Genomic DNA, 16853 nt, shown 5'->3' with positions numbered 1-16853 from the left:
AGTCCCCGCCGCGCTGGTCGCCGGGCACGGCCCCTTCACCTGGGGCGCCGGCGCCCGTAAATCGTTGGAACACGCCATCATCTGCGAGGCCGTCGCCGACATCGCCCTGCACACCCTCTCCCTCAACCCCACCACCCCGCCCCCACCCCACCTCCTCCAACGCCACTACACCCGCAAACACGGCCCCAACGCCTACTACGGCAACCCCGTGTGACACGCGAAAGGGCGGTGGCCCGGACTCGTCACGAGTCCGGGCCACCGCCCGCCGTACTCCGCCCGGGTCAGTCCTTCACGGGCGTCTTGCCCAGGGTGTCGTCCACCCCGCCAGCGGGGACCGGGACCGCGGCCGCCGTGCTGTCGTCGTCGGTGTTGATCCGCTCGATGACGGCCAGCCGGTCCGGGGTGTCCTCGGGCTTGAGGTAGCCGATGAGGATGTAGAGGAGCAGGGAGACCGCCAGCGGGATCGAGACCTGGTACTCGAGCGGGACACCGCCCTTGACGTTCCAGTTGATCGGGTAGTTGACCAGCCAGAAGGCGAGCAGGCCCATCGACCAGCTGGTCAGTGCCGCCGTGGGGCCGGAGCGGCGGAACGGGCGCAGCAGGCCCAGCATCATCGGGATGGCGATCGGGCCCATCAGACCCGCCACCCACTTGATGACGACGGTGATGATGTCCTTGAACGTGGGGGAGTTGACCTGGGTCGCCACCGCCATCGACAGACCGAGGAAGACGACCGTGGTGACCCGTGCCGCGATCAGTCCGGAGCGCTGGCCCCACTCGCGGGCCCGCCGGGACAGCACCGGGGCGGCGTCCCGGGTGAAGACCGCCGCGATCGCGTTGGCGTCGGAGGAGCACATGGCCATCGTGTGCGAGAAGAAGCCGACGATGACGAGGCCCAACAGGCCGTGCGGCAGCAGCTGTTCGGTCATCAGGCCGTAGGAGTCGGAGCCGTCCGGCTTCTGGGCGTGGACCAGCAGCGGCGACATCCACATCGGGTAGAACAGGACCACCGGCCAGACCAGCCACAGGACCGCGGACAGCCGCGCCGAGCGCTCCGCCTCGCGGGGGCTGCCCGTCGCCATGTAGCGCTGGGCCTGGTTGAGCATGCCGCCGTTGTACTCGAAGAGCTTGATGAAGAGGAACGCGAGCAGGAAGACCGTGCCGTACGGCCCGACGAGTCCCTTGCCGTGGCCGTTCAGGGCCGGCTGGTTCCAGGCGTCGAAGAAGCCGATGTTCTTGTCGTTCAGCTTCAGCACGACCGCGACGAACATCGAGATGCCGGCCAGCAACTGGATGACGAACTGGCCGAGTTCGGTCAGCGCGTCCGCCCACAGGCCGCCGATCGTGCAGTAGACGGCGGTGATCGCGCCGGTGATGAGGATGCCCTGGTTCAGGGTGACGCCGGTGAAGACGGACAGCAGCGTCGCGATCGCCGCCCACTTGGCGGCCACGTCGACGATCTTCAGCAGCATGCCGGACCAGACGAGGGCCTGCTGGGTCTTCAGGTCGTAGCGGTTCTTCAGGTACTCCAGCGGGGAGGCCACATGGAGCCTGGAGCGCAGCCGGTTGATCCGCGGCGCGAACAGCTTCGAGCCGATGGCGATGCCCAGCGCGATCGGGAAGGACCAGGTGACGAAGGAGGTGACGCCGTAGGTGTAGGCGATGCCCGCGTAGCCCGTGAACAGGACCGCGCTGTAACCCGACATGTGGTGCGAGATGCCGGACAGCCACCAGGGCATCTTGCCGCCGGCCGTGAAGAAGTCGCTGACGTTGCCCACCTGCTTGTGCGACCAGACGCCGATCGCCGCCATCACGCCGAAGTAGCCGATGAGCACGGCCCAGTCGAGACTGTTCATGAGCCCCCTTCCAGGGTCCGCTGCCGGGTTCGGGCATGTGAACTCTGAGTGGGGTGGCATGATCACGGCAAGCAAGCGTCAGGTCAAGAGACGGCAAAAATGTTCCGCTCAATGGCCCACGTTTACGTATATGAATTTTTGGCGTGGCTGAAATCCGCCCTCAGCGCATCAGCTCCCCCGCGTTGACCAGCAGCGACTGTCCCGTGATCGCGCGGGCCCGGTCGGAGGCCAGGAACACGGCCGCGTCGGCCACGTCCGCGTCCGTGGCGAGGTCGGGAAGCGCCATCCGGCCCGTCAGCCGCCCCAGCACCTCCGCCTCCGGGACGCCCTCGGTCTGCGCCGTGAACTGGACGTACGCCTGCACCGGCGGCCCCCACATCCAGCCCGGCAGCACGGTGTTGACCCGGACGCGGTGCGGCCCGAGCTCCCGGGCGAGTGAGTACATCGCGCTCGTCAGCGCCCCCTTGGAGGCCGCGTACGCCGCCTGCGCCACCTGGGTCGGGGCCGCGACCGACGACTGCGTCCCGATGAACACCACCGAGCCCCCGCGCTCCTTCAGCGCCGGCAGACACGCCCGCGTCATCCGCAGCGTACCGAGCAGGTTCACGTCGATCACCGACTGCCAGGTCGCGAAGTCGGCGTCCTCGAGCCCGCCGAAGTAGCTGTCCCAGGCGGCCACATGGACCACCGCGTCGATCCGCCCGAACCGCTCCCGGGCCAGCCCCGCCAGCGCCTCGCACTGCCCCTCGTCCGTGATGTCCGTCGACCGGTACGCCGTGTGAGCCCCGTCCGGATCGATCTCCCCGGCGCTCTTGGCGAGGTTCGCCTCGGTCCGCGCCCCGAGCACCGCGTTCCCGCCGTCCCGTACGACCGCCGCGGCGACCTGGTGACCGAGCCCGGCGCCGACTCCCGACACGACGACGGTCTTGCCCGCGAGCAGTGACATCCGAGCCTCCGGGGGTATGGCCAATTATCTGACGGGGCGTCAGAGTATGGGCGACCGGCGGAGGACGGAAGGGGAGCGACGTGAGCGAGGAAACCCGCAGTGACGTGTACGCCGAGCTGGCCGCCGTGGGGCCCTACGGGGTACGGCCGGGCCACGCCCTGATCACCATGGTCGAACCGCACCCGGGCCACGAGTACGCGTACAACCGCTGGTACGAGGACGACCACTACTACGCCGGCGCCATGGCCATGCCCTGGATGTACGCCGGCCGCCGCTGGGTGGCCACCCGCGACCTCCAACTCCTGCGCTATCCCGAGAAGTCGGCGATCGCCCAGCCTGTGACGGCCGGGTGCTATATATCCGTGTACTGGATCACGGCGGGCCGCTACGACGACCACATGCGGTGGACAGTCAGCATCAACAAGCGCCTCAACCGCGACGCCCGCGTGTACCAGGACCGCACCCACGTCTTCACGGCGTTCCAGGACCACGAGGCGACCGTGTACCGGGACGGCGCCGCGGGGCCCCGCGACTTCCACGCCCTCGACCACCCCTACGCCGGCCTGGTGGTGGAGGTGATCGACGCCGAATCCCCCGAGCAGCGGGCCGAGTTGCTGGAGTGGCTGCGCTCGCGGCACCTGCCCAAGCGCCTCGCGGGCTCCCCGGCCGCCATGGTCACCGTGTTCCGGCCGACGCCGCTGCCCGGGGACCGGATGACCTATGTGAAGCAGGTGGAGGGCGTCGACACCCGGCTGACCCTGCTGTGGTTCCTGGAGGCGGACCCGCGCGCATGCTGGGAGGCGTGCTTCACGGACCTGGACGGGCCGGTGGAGGAGTCGGGCCTGGGGAGGGTGGAACTGGTGGCGCCGTTCATCCCCACCGTGCCCGGCACGGACCGGTACGTCGACCGGCTGCGCTAGGTAGGGCGTGGGCCGGTTCCGGACACAAGCCGAGCCCTCTCGGCAAGGACGGCGGGCTGGTCGAGAGGGCTCTGTTGGTGAAGCTTGTGAAGTTGTCTCATACCTGACCGGCGTGCCGTTACGCCTTGACCGAGGTGACGAAGGCGTTCCACGCGTCGGCCGGGAAGGCCAGCACCGGACCGTCGGTGACCTTGGAGTCCCGCACGGCCATGGCCGCGATCACCGGGGACTTGACCTCGACACACGCGCCGTTGCCGGTGGAGTACGAGGACTTGGTCCAGGTGGTCGTGGCGCCCTGACGAATTGCCATTTCTGCTCCGTAATGCGTGGTGATGAGTTACTGGGTTTCCGCCAACCCTGATGCCCGATTGGCGTGATCGACGTTACTCGCCCACCTCGGCGTACGAAGCGACTTTTCACTCGACTGGATGGCATATTCCAGGCGGGTCTTCCAATTCGGCCTGGGGAAGGTGTACTGTACGGCCCCTTCCGTCGAGGGCGGCCTCGATGGCGGCCCGTACGGGCACCGTCAGCCGTTTCAGCGCGCGTACTCCTTCGCGATGTCCGCGATGAACTGACGCGAGTGCTCCGGGTTCAGCGCCTGTGCCCTGAGGTGCTCGTACATCACGCTGTACTTCTGCACGTCGTTGGCCTTCTCCAGATACAGGTCGCTGGTCACGCCCTCGATGTAGACGACGCTGGAGTCGGCCGCGTCGGGGAACTCCAGGATCGCGTACTGGCCGTTCACGCCCGGGTGGGCGCCCATGTCGAAGGGGATGACCTGCACGGTCACGTGCGGCAGCTGGGCCTGCTCGACCAGGTGCTCCAACTGGTCCCGCATCAGCGACTTGTTGCCCACCACCCGGCGCAGCGCCGCCTCGTCCATCACGGTCCACAGCCGCAGCGGGTTGTCCGGCGCGGTGATTCGTTCCTGCCGCCGCAGCCGCACCTGCACCCGCTTGTCCACGTCGGCGGCGGCCGTCTCCGGCAACGCCCCCGCGATCAGCGCCTCCGCGTACTGCCGGGTCTGCAGCAGCCCCGGCACCACCTGGGGGTCGTACACCCGCAGACTGGCCGCGTCCGTCTCCAGCCCGATGTAGACGCTGTACGGGATGTCCCCGAAGGAGTGCCACCACCCCTGCTGGCGGCTGTCCTTGGCCATCTGCATCAGGGAGTCGACGATCCGGTGGTCCTCGACCTCGTACACCCCGCACAGATCGCGTACGTCGCGCTGGCTGATGCTGCGCCGCCCGTTCTCCAGCCGGCTGATCTTCGACTGGGACACCAGCAGTCGCTCCGCGACCTCTTCGGCCGTCATGCCCTTGAGTTCCCTGAGCCGGCGCAGCTCCTGGCCCAGCCGGCGCCGCCTGACGGTGGGATTGACATTGGACGCCACGGGACGTGCACCTCCGGCTGGACCTCTGGTTACCACTTTGCGTATCTGCTGTTCAGCAGACTGCCACCAAGGTGCTTACTACCGCTGGCAAACGGTGGATATGCGCTGAACGCACGTCAGTTCAGGAAACCCGGCGCGAACAGGCCGGACATGCGGCCGCGCGGGGCGACGAGACCTCACGGTCCCGCCACCCCGCGCGAACCAGCGGCTCCCGAACCGGTCCTGGGACTCGGGTGCGGCCCTCGGTGGTGCGATGGGTGGTGCTGTCGGTGGTGCGTGGGTGGTGCGTGGGTGGTGCTGTGTCGTGGAACCGCGGCTCAGTGGGCCACGACGCGTGCCATGGAACCCCGGCGCGGCTGCATCGGAACACCACGAGCGGGTTCCGGTGCGGCGGACCTCGCCGGTCCGGCGGCGGCCTGGCGGCCGGCCGGGGCCGGGCTGCGGCGCGGCTGGGCCGCCACGCCGTTCTGGACGTCCATCACGGCGTGCGCGACGAGACCGCCCATCGGGTCGTGCCGGATCAGGTCCCGCAGTCGGGACCTGGACGAACGACCCTCGTTGCCCGGGTACAGATGCTTGCCGAGACCGACCGCGTGCGCCAGTGCGGCGAGCGCCGCGGTCCGTGGGTCCGGCGGTACGCCGGTACGGATCGCGGAATCCAGCCGGGCCCTGATCTCCCGGCTGATGGCGGTGTCCGTCGCCTGGTAGCGAGTCGTCGGCAGCACCCCGCACATCTGACCGGCCACGGCATGCACCATGCCGCACCGCTCCAGATGCGAGAGGTAGGTCTGGCGCAGCCCGAGACGCGGCCCGCCAATCCAGTTCACTGCCCGTACGGGAGCGCCGCGCCTTCGCAGCAACTCCAACGCACAGTCCAACGTTGGATCTCCAGTCGGCCGTGGTGCCACCACGGCGATACGATCCCCGTCTGGGGCTATCCGTCCGGCCAGCGCCAGCTCCACTAGCTGTGCTCCGGCCAGACCGAGGTCGAGCGACTGCGGCTGCGCAGTGGTACCCGTGGTCGGGTCCAGTGCCAGCAGCAGAAGCTCCTCCGGAAGTGTTCTGCGGCTCCTGCCCATCCATGCCTCCCCGCGTGGATGAAAGACAGGGTGACCCCTCTCACATTGGTCTGTCGAGGGTGCGTGACCTCTTTGTGAGGGAACCGGTAGGTATGTCGTTCTCGTCTACCGCAGGGGTTAAGCCCCCACACAGGACACTGGTACATGGTTCGGACAGTGCGTACGGCGGTGTCCCGGGCGGCGATTCACGGTTCGGTTGACGGTTCGGCAGCCGCGTGCGGGGCATGCGGCGGCAGATGGAGGAGGCATCGGTGGCGGGCGAGTCCCCCGACAGGTCCAAGCAGCGCGAGTCGTCGGCAGAACCGACGTCGGGGAGCGCGGTTCCGGTTCCCAACCCGAGCGACCCCCGCATGGCGGTGTCCCGGGATCCGTCCACCCCCCGAGGCGGCGTGGACACAGCAACCCGAACCTTCTCGGTACGGGACCTGAAGCGGGCGGGGGAGCCCGGGCCGGCGTCGGCGGGAGAGTCCGAGGGAACGCCGTCACCGGACGGGGCGAGGAACGGCGGGGCCGACGAGGGGACTGCGGGGGCTGACGGCGGCGCGTCTGGCGACGGGATCGCCCGGACGCACGGCGGTGCCACCAGCGGTCGGTCTGCGAGCGCTGACGGCGGTGCGTCCGGGGACGGGACCGCGGGGCCCGACGGCGATGCGATCGACGCCAGGAACGGCCGGGGAACCGACGAGGAGGCCGAGGGGGCGTCCGCCGAGGCGATGACCGACGGCTCCTCGGACGGGGCTGCGGCGGAGACGGGTGACGACGAGACCGCGTCTGAGCGGCCCTCTGGCCGGTCGGAGACGGCTGGGGAGGCCACAGGGGACTCCGAGGGCCCGGAGGACGCGGAGGGCGCCGTCGACGGTGCTGTGGGCACCCAGGGCCGCCGGAGCTCTGCGGAGGCCGGGGAGTCCGAGGGTGCTCAGGACGCGGAGGACACCGCCGGATCGGGCGACTCTGACGTGGACGGTGCCGGGAAGCCCGGCGAAGCGGAGGGTGACCGGAAGGCGGGACGGGCACGGGACGTACGGGACGTCGACGCCCAGGACGATGGCTCGGCGGAGGGTAACGATTCCGCGGAGGTCACCGGCGACGGCGAGACGGGCGGCGACGCACGCCTGCGTGCCGCCGTCGCGGCATGGGTGCGTACGGGGGACGCCAAGGACGCCTCCGAGACCACGGAGCCCGAGCCCCCCGCAACAGACGAGAACGACGACAAGCCGAAGCCACCCCCAGCCGCCAAGGACCCCCGCTCAGCGTCGGAGGACCCCGAGTCCGGTGTCGAGGATGCCCGGCCTGCGAACGAGGCTCCCCGCACCGGCGCTGAGGGCACGCGGTCTGCCGCCAAGACCCGCAGTTCTTCGGGGGAGGGCTCGGAGTCCGGCGTCGAGGATGCTCGCCCCGGGGACGGAGCCCCCCGCTCCGGTGCTTCGGCCAAGCGGACTGCCGCTGAGACCCTCAGCCTTACGGGGGCGGATCCTGAGTCCGGCGTCGAGGACGCGCGACCCGCAAGCGAGGACGCGCGGTCTCGGAGCGAGGGTGCCGAGGCCAGCGACGACGTCCGTTCCGGCGCTGAGGACGCTCGGCCGGGAGCCAAGGACGTCAAGTCCGGTGCTGGGAAGGCTCGCGTCGAGGATGCCCGCCCCGGAGGCGAGGACGCCGAGGACGACATCGAGGATGCCCGCCCCGGAGGCGAGGACGCCGAGGACGACATCGAGGACGCCCGCCCCGCGAGCGACGACGCCCGGCCCGGTGTCGACGATGGCGAGCCCGAGCCCGAGCCCGAGGACAAGGCTCCCGGTGATGGTGACGGTGAGGCGTCGGGCGGTGTGGCCCCCGTGCACGAGCCCGCAGTCGCCGATGGTGGGAAGGAGCCGCAGGGGCCGCCCGCAGTCGACGACGAGAGCCGCACGGTTGGGGCGGGTGGGAAGACCGGTGATGCCGACGCACCCGCACCCTCAGACGCGCCCCCGGCCGCCAAGCCCGTAGACCAGCCCACCGCCGTCTTCAAGCGCCCCAAGCCCCAGGTCGACCAGCCGACCGCCATGCTGAAACTCGGCGGCAAGCTCGGTGACCCCAAGGCCGACACCAAGGCCGACACCAAGGCCGACTCCAAGGCCGACTCCAAGGCCGACCCCAAGGCCGACCCCAAAGCCGACCCCGAGCGCACCAGCAAGTTCGTCGCGCTCAAGCCTCTCGACGAACCCCGCACCAGGAAGCCCGCGGACGCCACCGCGCCGGTCCCGCAGGTCGGTCCCGAGCGGACGACCCAGCAGCCGCTTCCGCCCAAGCCCCCGCTCGACCTCCTGGCCGAGCTGACCAACACCCCGCCCCCGCCCCAGACCCCGGTCCGCACGATCCTGCGCCGGGTCAAGATCTGGACCCCCCTCGTCCTGCTCCTCGCCCTCGTCTTTGCGATCGTGCAGGCCGTCCGCCCCCTTCCCACCCCCACTCTCGCCCTCACCGCCGACGACTCGTACACCTTCGACGGCTCCCCGGTCACCCTCCCGTGGCCGGCCGAGGGACAGGGCCGCTTGGACGTCAACGGCATCGGCACGATGGGCGCCTTCGGCAAGCAGACCCCCGTCGCCATCGGCTCGGTCGCCAAGGCGATGACCGCGTACATCATCCTCAAGGACCACCCGCTCAAGGCGGGCCAGGACGGTCCGAAGATCACGGTGGACGCGCTCGCCGAGAAGGAGGCCGGCTACTGGAAGGACGGCGAGTCCACCCTCACCACCGTCAAGAAGGGTGACGTCCTCACCGAGCAGCAGGCCCTGTCGGCGATCATGATCCCGTCGGCCAACAACATCGCCCGCCTGCTCGCCCGCTGGGACGCCGGTTCCGAGGCCGCGTTCATCAAGAAGATGAACGACACGGCCCAGCAGCTCGGGATGACGAACACGACGTACACCGACGCCTCGGGCCTGAAGGAGACCACCGTCTCCACCGCCGCGGACCAGGTCAAGCTCGGCAACCAGCTGGTGAAGATCCCGGCGCTGATGGCCATCACCAAGCTCCCCACCTGGGTCGACCCCTCCGGCAAGAAGTGGGACAACTACAACCGGCTCGTCCCCTACAACGGCGCCATCGGCATCAAGACGGGTACGACCACCAAGGCCGGCGGCAACCTCCTGTTCGCCGCGACGAAGGAGGTCGACGGCGAGACGGTCACCGTCGTCGGCGCGATCCTCGGCCAGCACACGAACCCGATCATCGACACGGTCAACGCGGTCAGCAAGACCGCGATGCTCGCCGCCCAGGACGCGCTGAAGTCGGCGAAGATCCTCAAGAAGGGTGATGTCGTCGGGTATGTGGACGACAAGCTCGGCGGCCGCACCCCCGTCGTCGTCACCAAGGACGTCGCCGCCGTCGGCTGGTCCGGCTTCCGGGTGAAGCTGTCCTTCGACGCCGACGACGTACCGCACTCCGCGAAGGCCGGCACCACGGTGGGCACGCTCACCGTCGGCGACGGCAGCAGCGGCGCGGTCAAGGTCCCGGTCGCCCTGCAGAAGAACCTCGCCGAACCCGGACTCACCGCCAAGCTGACCCGTCTCGGCTGAACCGGCCGCACCGCGCGGACGCACCCCGTCGGCGGCCCACCTGGGAGCCGTCCGGCGGGGTGCGTGCTAGCGTCACGAAACGGGGCAGGTCGCCGCCCACGGGACGCGGCCGGGGAATCCCCCGGGACGTGGTCGGCAACGGACGGCCAACGGGACGCGTCCTAGAAACAGAAGACAGGACACCCACGGGGAGTGCCTTCAGGTGGCCACTGCGGAGCCGACACGCGCCGACGACGCCGACCCGGGCCCGGGAACCGGCCCGCGAATACGCGTGCCCGTACCGCGCGACGAGCGGCACGAGGACGGTCGTAGGGACTCCTCCGCGAGAGCCAGGGCCGGCAGAGCCTTCCATGCCCTGCGCGAGCGGCTGCTGCGTCACCCGGTGCTGTCGATGACCGCCCTGTCGGGCGTCCTGCACATCGTCTGGTTCTTCACGTTCGCGAACAGTGGCGGTGACCTCGCGGCCCAGGACGCGTGGGCCGAGTTCGTCGGCCGGCACCCCGACTCGGCGTACAACCTCGCCTGGTACGGCGGGATGCACCCGGTGTCGTACAGCATGGTGTCGCCGTACCTGATGTCGGTGCTCGGCGTCCGTACGACCATGATGATCGCGGGGACGGTCTCCGCCGGGCTGCTCACGATGATCCTCATCCGCAGCCGGTCGGTGAGGAACCCGCTGTGGGCCTCGCTGGCGGGCCTCTACGCCTTCCTGTGCAACGCGGCCTCCGGGCGGGTGACCTTCGGACTGGGCACGATGTTCGCGCTGGGCGCGGTCGCCGTCGTCTTCTGCTGGCCGCACAAGTGGCGCCACAAGCGGGGCGCGAAGGCCGCCTGCGCGGCCGCACTGGCGGCCCTGGCCACCATGTCCTCGCCGGTCGCCGGCCTGTTCGTGGGGCTGGTCGCCGTCGCGCTGTTCCTGCAGAAACGGCGGCCCGGCGCCTGGGCGCTCGGGATCGCGCCCGCCGTGGTGGTGGCGGTCTCGGCCTGGCTGTTCCCCTTCTCGGGCACCCAGCCGATGACGATCGCCTCGGTGATACTGCCGTTCACCTACGCGGTCTTCTGCTTCGCGCTCACCCCCAGGCAGTGGACGACGGTCCGGCTCACCTCCGTCGTGTACGGCCTCGGTGTGCTCGGCGTCTGGCTGGTCAGCTCGCAGATCGGCTCCAACATCACCCGGCTGGCGATGCTGTTCGCGGGGGTCGCGCTGGTGGCGGTGCTGCCGTTCAAGGTGCCGCGCTCGCGCGAGTGGTACGTGACCTGGGTGGCCATCGCCGGCTTCGTCTTCTGGATCGGCTTCAAGGCGGTGGACGACGTCGTCCACACCACCCCCGCCGCGTCCTGGGCGCGCGAGCTCGCCCCGCTGGTCAACCAGCTCCAGAAGGTCGGCGCCGAGAAGGGCCGCGTGGAGGTCGTCCCGGCCCGCTCCCACCGCGAGGCCTCCGCTCTCGCGCCGTACGTCAACCTCGCCCGCGGCTGGAACCGCCAGGCCGACATGGAGCGCAACCCGCTCTTCTACGACGACACGCTCAACTCGGCGAACTACCACGAGTGGCTGCAGCGCTGGGCCGTCCACTTCGTCGTGCTGCCCAAGGGCGAGCCGGACGGCGACGGCGGGGAGCGCGAGCGGGAGCTGGTGCAGCGGGGCATGCCGTATCTGGAGCAGATCTGGGGCGACGCCAACTGGCAGCTGTTCCGGGTCACCGACGCCGCCCCGCTGGCGGAGCCGAACACCGTGGTCGACCGGGCCGAGCAGGGCGAGATGACGATGGACGTCAAGAAGGCCGGCCGCATCCTCATCAAGATCCCGTACTCGCCGTGGCTGAGCATCGTCGACGCCGAGGGCAAGAAGCTCAAGCCGCCGCAGGAGACGGAGGCGTCCAAGCACCGGGCGGAGGGGCAGCCGAAGTCGTACGACAACGTCAACGGCTGCCTGATGGAGACGGAGAAGGACGTCAACGGCGACCGGTGGACCATGCTGATCGCCCCGAAGGCGGGCACGTACCGCCTGGCGGCGCCCTACACGCTGCCCCGCGGCACGCCCTGCCCCGACGAGCTCAAGTGATCACGCGTTCACCGGGTCACCTGACGGGGAACGCCACGTCGCACACCTCGTCCTCCGGGCCGGCCGCGTCCCAGTCCGCGAAGTAGACCTCGCGGCACGGGCCCGCCATCTCCAGGCCCTCCCGTGCCATCCACTCCTCCACCGCCTCGAACGCGGCCAGGATCTGCGGGTGGGCCACCTGCGCCTTGGTGATGCGGGTGCAGGCCAGCCGCTGGGCCGGCTCCACCCGTACCGCGGTCTCCCAGGCCCGTCCCCGCCCGGCCGCCCACGCCCGTGCCGCCGCCTCGTCCGAGACCGGCACGCAGGACTCCGCGGGGCCGTCGCTCTCCATGGACACCTCGGAGTGGTAGACGACGTACGGCGCCGCCGTCACGCCCCCGCACGCGCGGGCCGCCTCCTCCAGGCGCCCCAGCGAGGCCCCGATCCACGCCGGCAGCTCGTCCGCCAGCGTGTGCCGCGACTCGGTGATCACCACCCGCTCGGGTACGTCCACCGTCTCGACCACGAACTTCCCGTACATCTCGGAACTCCTCCCCGACAGCCGTCCACGGAGGTACTCGGCGAGCGTCCGCTGCCCGGCGAAGCGCGTCTCCACGTCCGCCCAGTACGCGGCGAGCAGGTCGGCGCCCGTGGCGCCCTCCGCCTCGACCACCTCGGCGATCCGGGCGAGGGGCATGTCGAGCTGCCGCAGCAGCGCCACGAGCCGGGCGCGTTCCACCTGCTCCGCGCGGTAGTAGCGGTAGCCGCTCAGCTCGTCCACGTGGGCCGGCGCCAGCAGCCCGAGCCGGTCGTACAGCCGCAGCGCCTTCGCCGACAGCCGCGCCCGCGCGGCGAACGCGCCGATGGTGAGCAGTTCGTCGTCCACGAGAGCATCCTCCGTCACCGGACGGGTCCTTTCCGCCCGGTGACGGGAACGCTCGGGCTTGCCCCAGGGGCAAGGTCAACGGGTCTCTAGGCGAGCGCGCTCTCGACCGCGCTCACGACCTCCGCCGCCTCCGGCTCGGTCTGCGGGGAGAAGCGGGCGACGACCTTGCCGTCGCGGCCGATCAGGAACTTCTCGAAGTTCCAGCGGATGTCCCCGGTGTGGCCCTCGGCGTCGGCGAAGCCGGTCAGGCGGTCGTAGAGGGGGTGCCGGTTGTCGCCGTTCACCTCGATCTTCTCGGTGAGCGGAAACGTCACGCCGTAGGTCGCCGAGCAGAACTCGGCGATCTCCTCGGCGCTGCCCGGCTCCTGCCCCATGAACTGGTTGCAGGGCACGCCGAGGACGGTGAAGCCCTGCTCGGCGTAGCGCTCGTGGAGGCGCTCGAGCCCGTTGTACTGCGGGGTCAGCCCGCACTTGGAGGCCACGTTCACGATGAGGACGGCCTTGCCCGCGTACTGGGACAGGTCGGCCGGTCCACCCTGGAGGGCGCCGATCTCCACGTCGAGGGGAGCGGCGCCGTTGCTCTCTGCAGTCGTCATAACCGGATGCTAACTCCGGTACGTGTCGGCCCGGTTCCCGGCCTCCACCAGGACGTGGCCGGCCGGGGTACGGGAGTACAGCACGGACCGGCCCGCACGGCGGCGTTCCACCAGGCCGGCGTCCAGCAGCACCTTCAGATGCCGGCCGACGGAACCCAGCGCCTGCCCGGTCACGGCCACCACCTGGGTCGTACTGAGCGGCGAGTCGAGCAGCACCAGCACCTCGGCCCGCGCCGCCCCCAGCAGCGCGCCGAGCGCCGCCGGCACGGCCCTGCGCTCACCGCCCGACAGCGCGCCCGCGCACGGATAGACGAGCGCGTAGCGCTCCCGGCCGTCCTCCCAGGAGACCCAGCCGCCCTGCCGCTGCGGGGTTACCGGCACGAAGACGAGCTCGGCGCCGGAGATCTCGCGGGGCGGATACTCGTGCAGGTTCACCTGCAGCCGGTTCTCACCGAGCCACCGGGTCCGGCCCGGCCGCAGCTCGTCCAGCACGGCCGCCCAGCCGCCCTGGCTGACCTGCGCGGTGCGGGCGACGACATCGGCCTCCAGGATCCGTCGGCGCCGGTCCCAGTACGGCCGTACGGTCTCGGTCCAGACGTGCCGGAGCAGAGCGGCCGCGCGTTCGGGCAGGTCGTCGCGGTCCAGGGCGGCGGGGAGCGGGCTGCCGGCCAGGGAGACGACGAGGTCGGCGCGGGCCCGGTCGGCGGGCGTGGCCCGGACGCGGTCGAGGCCCTCCTCGACGTCCTCCCCGTCCCTCGGGGTCGGGGCGAGGAAGTCCGCGGTCCACACCCGGCCGAACCCGGCGCGCACCAGCAGCGCGGTGACGGGGTCGGCGGCCAACCGCGCTCGGTAGCCGGGCAGATGGCGGCCCAGCCAGACCTGCTCGCCCGGGTGCGCGGCCTCGCCCGCGTGCAGCAGCTTCAGGGAGGCGAGGGTCTCGGCGAGCGGGGACAGCACGAACCGGCTGCCCGCGAGGGTGTCCGCGTTGATCTGCCACCAGCCCATGCCACCCCCAGTGACCTTTCGCGCTTCCAGTGACCTTTCGCGCTCGCGCGAAACACTAACGCCCGCTGTCCCGCTCTCCCGAGACTCCCCGCATGCGCAGTTACCGAGAGCTCTTCCGCACGCCCGAGTTCACCCCGTTCTTCCTCGCCTCCGCCACCCAGACGGTGGGGCAGACGATCGGCGGCCTGGCGCTCGGCACCCTGGTCTTCCGCGCGACCGAATCGCCGCTGCTGTCGGCGGTGAGCATGTTCGGGCCGCAGCTCGCCCAGGTGCTCGGCGCCTCGCTGCTGCTGTCGGGCGCCGACCGGCTGCGCCCGCGCACGGCCCTGACCGGCATCGCCCTCGCCTTCGCCGCCAGTACGGCGGTCCTCGCGCTGCCCGGTCTGCCGATCGGGGCGGTCTTCGCCGTCGTCCTCCTGCAGGGCCTGGTCGCCTCGCTCGGCGGCGGGGTGCGCTGGGGCCTGCTGAACGAGATCCTCTCCAAGGACGGCTATCTGCTGGGGCGTTCGGTGTTCAACATGCTCTCCGGGCTGATGCAGATCACCGGGTTCGCGACCGGCGGCGCGCTGCTGACGTTCCTGTCCCCGCAGGCCTGCCTGCTCCTCTCGGCCGCGCTCTACGCCACGACCGCCCTCGGCATGCGTCTGGGACTGAGCGAGCGCCCGCCGCGCTCCTCGGGACGCCCGTCCGTCTCGGCGACCTGGCGCACCAACGCCCTGCTGTGGTCCGACCGCCCGCGCCGCCTCACCTACCTGGGCCTGTGGCTCCCCAACGGCCTCGTCGTGGGCTGCGAGTCCCTGTACGTCTCCTACGCGCCCCACGCCGCCGGCGCGCTGTTCGCCTGCGGGGCGCTGGGCATGTTCGCCGGGGACGTCACCGTCGGCCGCCTGGTCCCGCCGGCCGTGCGGCGGCGCCTGGCGACGCCCCTGCTCCTGCTGCTGGCCGGCCCCTACCTCTTCTTCGCCCTGCGCCCGGCGCTCCCCCTGGCCGCGGTCGCCGTGACCCTGGCCTCCGTCGGCTTCGGCGCGAGCCTCGTCCAGCAGGAGCGGCTGATGACCCTGACCCCGGACGAACTCTCCGGCCACGCCCTGGGGTTGCACTCCTCCGGGATGCTGACCATGCAGGGCGTGGCCGCGGCCCTGGCGGGCTCCGTCGCCCAACTCACCTCGCCCGGCACGGCGATGACCCTCATGGCGGCCGCGTCGGGCGGGGTGACGGTGGCGCTCGCTACGGCTGCTCGGCGGGGGGCGCCGGAGCGGGTGCCGGTGCCGCAGGAGTCGTAGCCCCGAACTGCTGGGCCGACCGGTCGAAGTAGCGCAGCAGTTCCACCGGGAACGGACCGGGCACACGGAGGGGGCTCGCGGTGCCCGGCGGTCCGGAGGTCAGGCGACCACGGTGAACAGGCCCGTGGTGTCGCCGAGTCTGCTCAGGGAGATCTTGCCGGGGATGCCGTCGGCCTCGCCGCCGCTGTAGCCGAGGTGACGCTGCCACTTGGCGTACGCGGCGATCGTGGTCGTACCGAAGGAGCCGTCACCCGCATAGGTCTTGGCCAGGTAGCCCAGTTTCACCAGGGCCGCCTCGGTGAGGTTGGTGCCGGCCATGTAGGAGACGTGGCCCTGCTTGGCGCCCGGGTCTGCCTTCGCGGCCTGGAGGAGACGGGAGAGGTCGACGCGGGGCTTGCCGGGCTTGGGAGGGGCCGGGGCGGGCTTGGTCGCCGTCTTCGCGAGCTGCTTCTGCACGTCGGCGCGGAAGTCGTCCATGTCGAAGCTCGGGTCGACCTTGCCGGGCTGGACCTCCTTGTGCCCGGCGACCGACTTCTCCGACCAGCCGTGCGCCCGGCAGATCGCGGCGGCCCACAGCACGGCCTGGCGGTACTGGGCTTCCGGGTAGGGATCCTTGCCGTCGCCGAGGTTCTCGATCTCCAGACCGTACAGGCAGTCGTTTCCGTCGGCGTTGGCCTGGTTGTCGACGGGGAGGGGCTTCTCCGCGCGCAGGGCGTTGAGGACGTCGAGGTCGACGCCGCCGGCGTGGTTGGCGCGGCCGTTGGCCATCGTCCACAGACCGTCGGTCCTGCCGAGCCAGGCGTGGCAGAGCGGGCCGGGCAGGTCCGATCGGCCCTTGTAGCAGAGCTCCCTGTCACCGTGACCGGCGGTGTGGTGGATCAGTACGCCGATCACGGGGCCGAAGCTCTTGCCGGTCGCCGCGTCGCGGTTGTGGGTCTTCCAGCCGGCGTGCTCGTGCACGGTGAGGCCCTCGGCCTTCAGCGCGTCGAGCATCTGCGCGGCCGTCAGGGGTGTGGCCATGACTGCGGTCCTTTCGGATGGATCCGGTGAACGTAACCGGGTTTCCTGTGAAGCCAGTTGACGAATCGAACCGCGTGCGGGGCGGCCGGGAATCGTATGAGGGCCTTCGTACCGGGTGAGGGGGCCGGAAGCGCTGAGGCGCGCGGAGTTGGGGCCGGACTTCTTGCGGCTTGCGACTCAACGCGCCTGTGGCACAGGCGCGTTGGCGGAGCTCACTCGGCGCGCAGCGAGGCGCGGTTGCGGTGTTGGTCTGAGTGACTCACTTGGT

General features: G+C 70.8%; 14 protein-coding genes. 5 read left to right on the top strand and 9 right to left on the bottom strand.

The window, feature by feature from the left end:
- On the top strand, positions 1–214 hold a 214-nt coding region (locus MKW14_RS39180), incomplete at its 5' end, for a class II aldolase/adducin family protein (RefSeq protein WP_240871294.1).
- 67 nt (positions 215–281) lie between these two features.
- On the opposite strand, the gene MKW14_RS39175 is transcribed toward MKW14_RS39180, so the two are convergent.
- Positions 282–1856: a sodium:solute symporter family protein gene (locus MKW14_RS39175; RefSeq protein WP_240871293.1), complete on the bottom strand. Its 1575-nt coding sequence runs from the start codon at positions 1854–1856 to the stop codon at positions 282–284.
- A 160-nt stretch (positions 1857–2016) separates the two neighbouring features.
- Entirely contained in the window at positions 2017–2802 is a 786-nt protein-coding gene (locus MKW14_RS39170) for an SDR family oxidoreductase (RefSeq protein WP_240871292.1), read from the bottom strand.
- Positions 2803–2882: 80 nt separating this feature from the next.
- On the opposite strand from MKW14_RS39170, the gene MKW14_RS39165 reads away from it, so the two are divergent.
- Entirely contained in the window at positions 2883–3722 is an 840-nt protein-coding gene (locus tag MKW14_RS39165; protein ID WP_240871291.1) for a hypothetical protein, read from the top strand.
- Between the two features lie 118 nt (positions 3723–3840).
- Here MKW14_RS39165 and MKW14_RS39160 read toward each other — a convergent pair whose 3' ends face one another.
- The 3 genes from MKW14_RS39160 to MKW14_RS39150 all read right to left on the bottom strand — a co-directional run bounded on the left by MKW14_RS39160 (position 3841) and on the right by MKW14_RS39150 (position 6197).
- Positions 3841–4032, bottom strand: a complete 192-nt coding sequence (locus tag MKW14_RS39160) for a DUF397 domain-containing protein (protein WP_208785440.1) — start codon at positions 4030–4032, stop codon at positions 3841–3843.
- 228 nt (positions 4033–4260) lie between these two features.
- Positions 4261–5118 (bottom strand): helix-turn-helix domain-containing protein, encoded by an 858-nt coding sequence (locus MKW14_RS39155; protein WP_133049533.1) that lies wholly within the window; start codon positions 5116–5118, stop codon positions 4261–4263.
- A 317-nt stretch (positions 5119–5435) separates the two neighbouring features.
- Complete coding sequence (locus MKW14_RS39150) at positions 5436–6197, bottom strand: GOLPH3/VPS74 family protein (RefSeq protein ID WP_240871288.1); 762 nt, start codon at positions 6195–6197, stop codon at positions 5436–5438.
- A gap of 713 nt (positions 6198–6910) precedes the next feature.
- On the opposite strand from MKW14_RS39150, the gene MKW14_RS39145 reads away from it, so the two are divergent.
- Positions 6911–9754, top strand: coding sequence for a D-alanyl-D-alanine carboxypeptidase (locus MKW14_RS39145; protein WP_240871287.1), 2844 nt, complete (start codon positions 6911–6913; stop codon positions 9752–9754).
- Between the two features lie 202 nt (positions 9755–9956).
- Positions 9957–11816 (top strand): DUF8823 domain-containing protein, encoded by a 1860-nt coding sequence (locus MKW14_RS39140; RefSeq protein ID WP_240871286.1) that lies wholly within the window; start codon positions 9957–9959, stop codon positions 11814–11816.
- A 16-nt stretch (positions 11817–11832) separates the two neighbouring features.
- On the opposite strand, the gene MKW14_RS39135 is transcribed toward MKW14_RS39140, so the two are convergent.
- From MKW14_RS39135 to MKW14_RS39125, 3 genes are all read right to left on the bottom strand, one after another.
- A complete protein-coding gene (locus MKW14_RS39135) occupies positions 11833–12699 on the bottom strand; it encodes a MerR family transcriptional regulator (protein WP_240871284.1) in 867 nt (288 codons plus the stop codon).
- Positions 12700–12767: 68 nt separating this feature from the next.
- Positions 12768–13277, bottom strand: a complete 510-nt coding sequence (locus MKW14_RS39130) for a glutathione peroxidase (RefSeq protein ID WP_240871282.1) — start codon at positions 13275–13277, stop codon at positions 12768–12770.
- A gap of 9 nt (positions 13278–13286) precedes the next feature.
- Complete coding sequence (locus MKW14_RS39125; protein ID WP_240871281.1) at positions 13287–14282, bottom strand: winged helix-turn-helix domain-containing protein; 996 nt, start codon at positions 14280–14282, stop codon at positions 13287–13289.
- A gap of 92 nt (positions 14283–14374) precedes the next feature.
- Between MKW14_RS39125 and MKW14_RS39120 the strand changes: the two genes are divergently transcribed.
- Positions 14375–15565, top strand: a complete 1191-nt coding sequence (locus MKW14_RS39120) for an MFS transporter (protein ID WP_240871280.1) — start codon at positions 14375–14377, stop codon at positions 15563–15565.
- Between the two features lie 99 nt (positions 15566–15664).
- On the opposite strand, the gene MKW14_RS39115 is transcribed toward MKW14_RS39120, so the two are convergent.
- Positions 15665–16585 (bottom strand): N-acetylmuramoyl-L-alanine amidase, encoded by a 921-nt coding sequence (locus MKW14_RS39115; protein WP_240871279.1) that lies wholly within the window; start codon positions 16583–16585, stop codon positions 15665–15667.
- Positions 16586–16853 lie beyond the last annotated feature (268 nt).

It is taken from the genome of Streptomyces gilvus (genome assembly GCF_022513565.1).
GTDB classification, from domain to species: domain Bacteria; phylum Actinomycetota; class Actinomycetes; order Streptomycetales; family Streptomycetaceae; genus Streptomyces; species Streptomyces gilvus.
The sequence above is the reverse complement of the archived record's forward strand: the minus strand, read 5'-3'. Positions and strand labels throughout refer to the sequence as shown.

What these genes read in the sequence shown, in the direction of transcription:
- MKW14_RS39115 (WP_240871279.1), bottom strand. Translation starts at nt 16,585, where the DNA reads ATGGCCACACCCCTGACGGCCGCGCAGATGCTCGACGCGCTGAAGGCC.
- MKW14_RS39160 (WP_208785440.1), bottom strand. Translation starts at nt 4,032, where the DNA reads ATGGCAATTCGTCAGGGCGCCACGACCACCTGGACCAAGTCCTCGTAC.
- MKW14_RS39130 (WP_240871282.1), bottom strand. Translation starts at nt 13,277, where the DNA reads ATGACGACTGCAGAGAGCAACGGCGCCGCTCCCCTCGACGTGGAGATC.
- MKW14_RS39150 (WP_240871288.1), bottom strand. Translation starts at nt 6,197, where the DNA reads ATGGGCAGGAGCCGCAGAACACTTCCGGAGGAGCTTCTGCTGCTGGCA.
- MKW14_RS39170 (WP_240871292.1), bottom strand. Translation starts at nt 2,802, where the DNA reads ATGTCACTGCTCGCGGGCAAGACCGTCGTCGTGTCGGGAGTCGGCGCC.
- MKW14_RS39120 (WP_240871280.1), top strand. Translation starts at nt 14,375, where the DNA reads ATGCGCAGTTACCGAGAGCTCTTCCGCACGCCCGAGTTCACCCCGTTC.
- MKW14_RS39175 (WP_240871293.1), bottom strand. Translation starts at nt 1,856, where the DNA reads ATGAACAGTCTCGACTGGGCCGTGCTCATCGGCTACTTCGGCGTGATG.
- MKW14_RS39145 (WP_240871287.1), top strand. Translation starts at nt 6,911, where the DNA reads ATGACCGACGGCTCCTCGGACGGGGCTGCGGCGGAGACGGGTGACGAC.
- MKW14_RS39125 (WP_240871281.1), bottom strand. Translation starts at nt 14,282, where the DNA reads ATGGGCTGGTGGCAGATCAACGCGGACACCCTCGCGGGCAGCCGGTTC.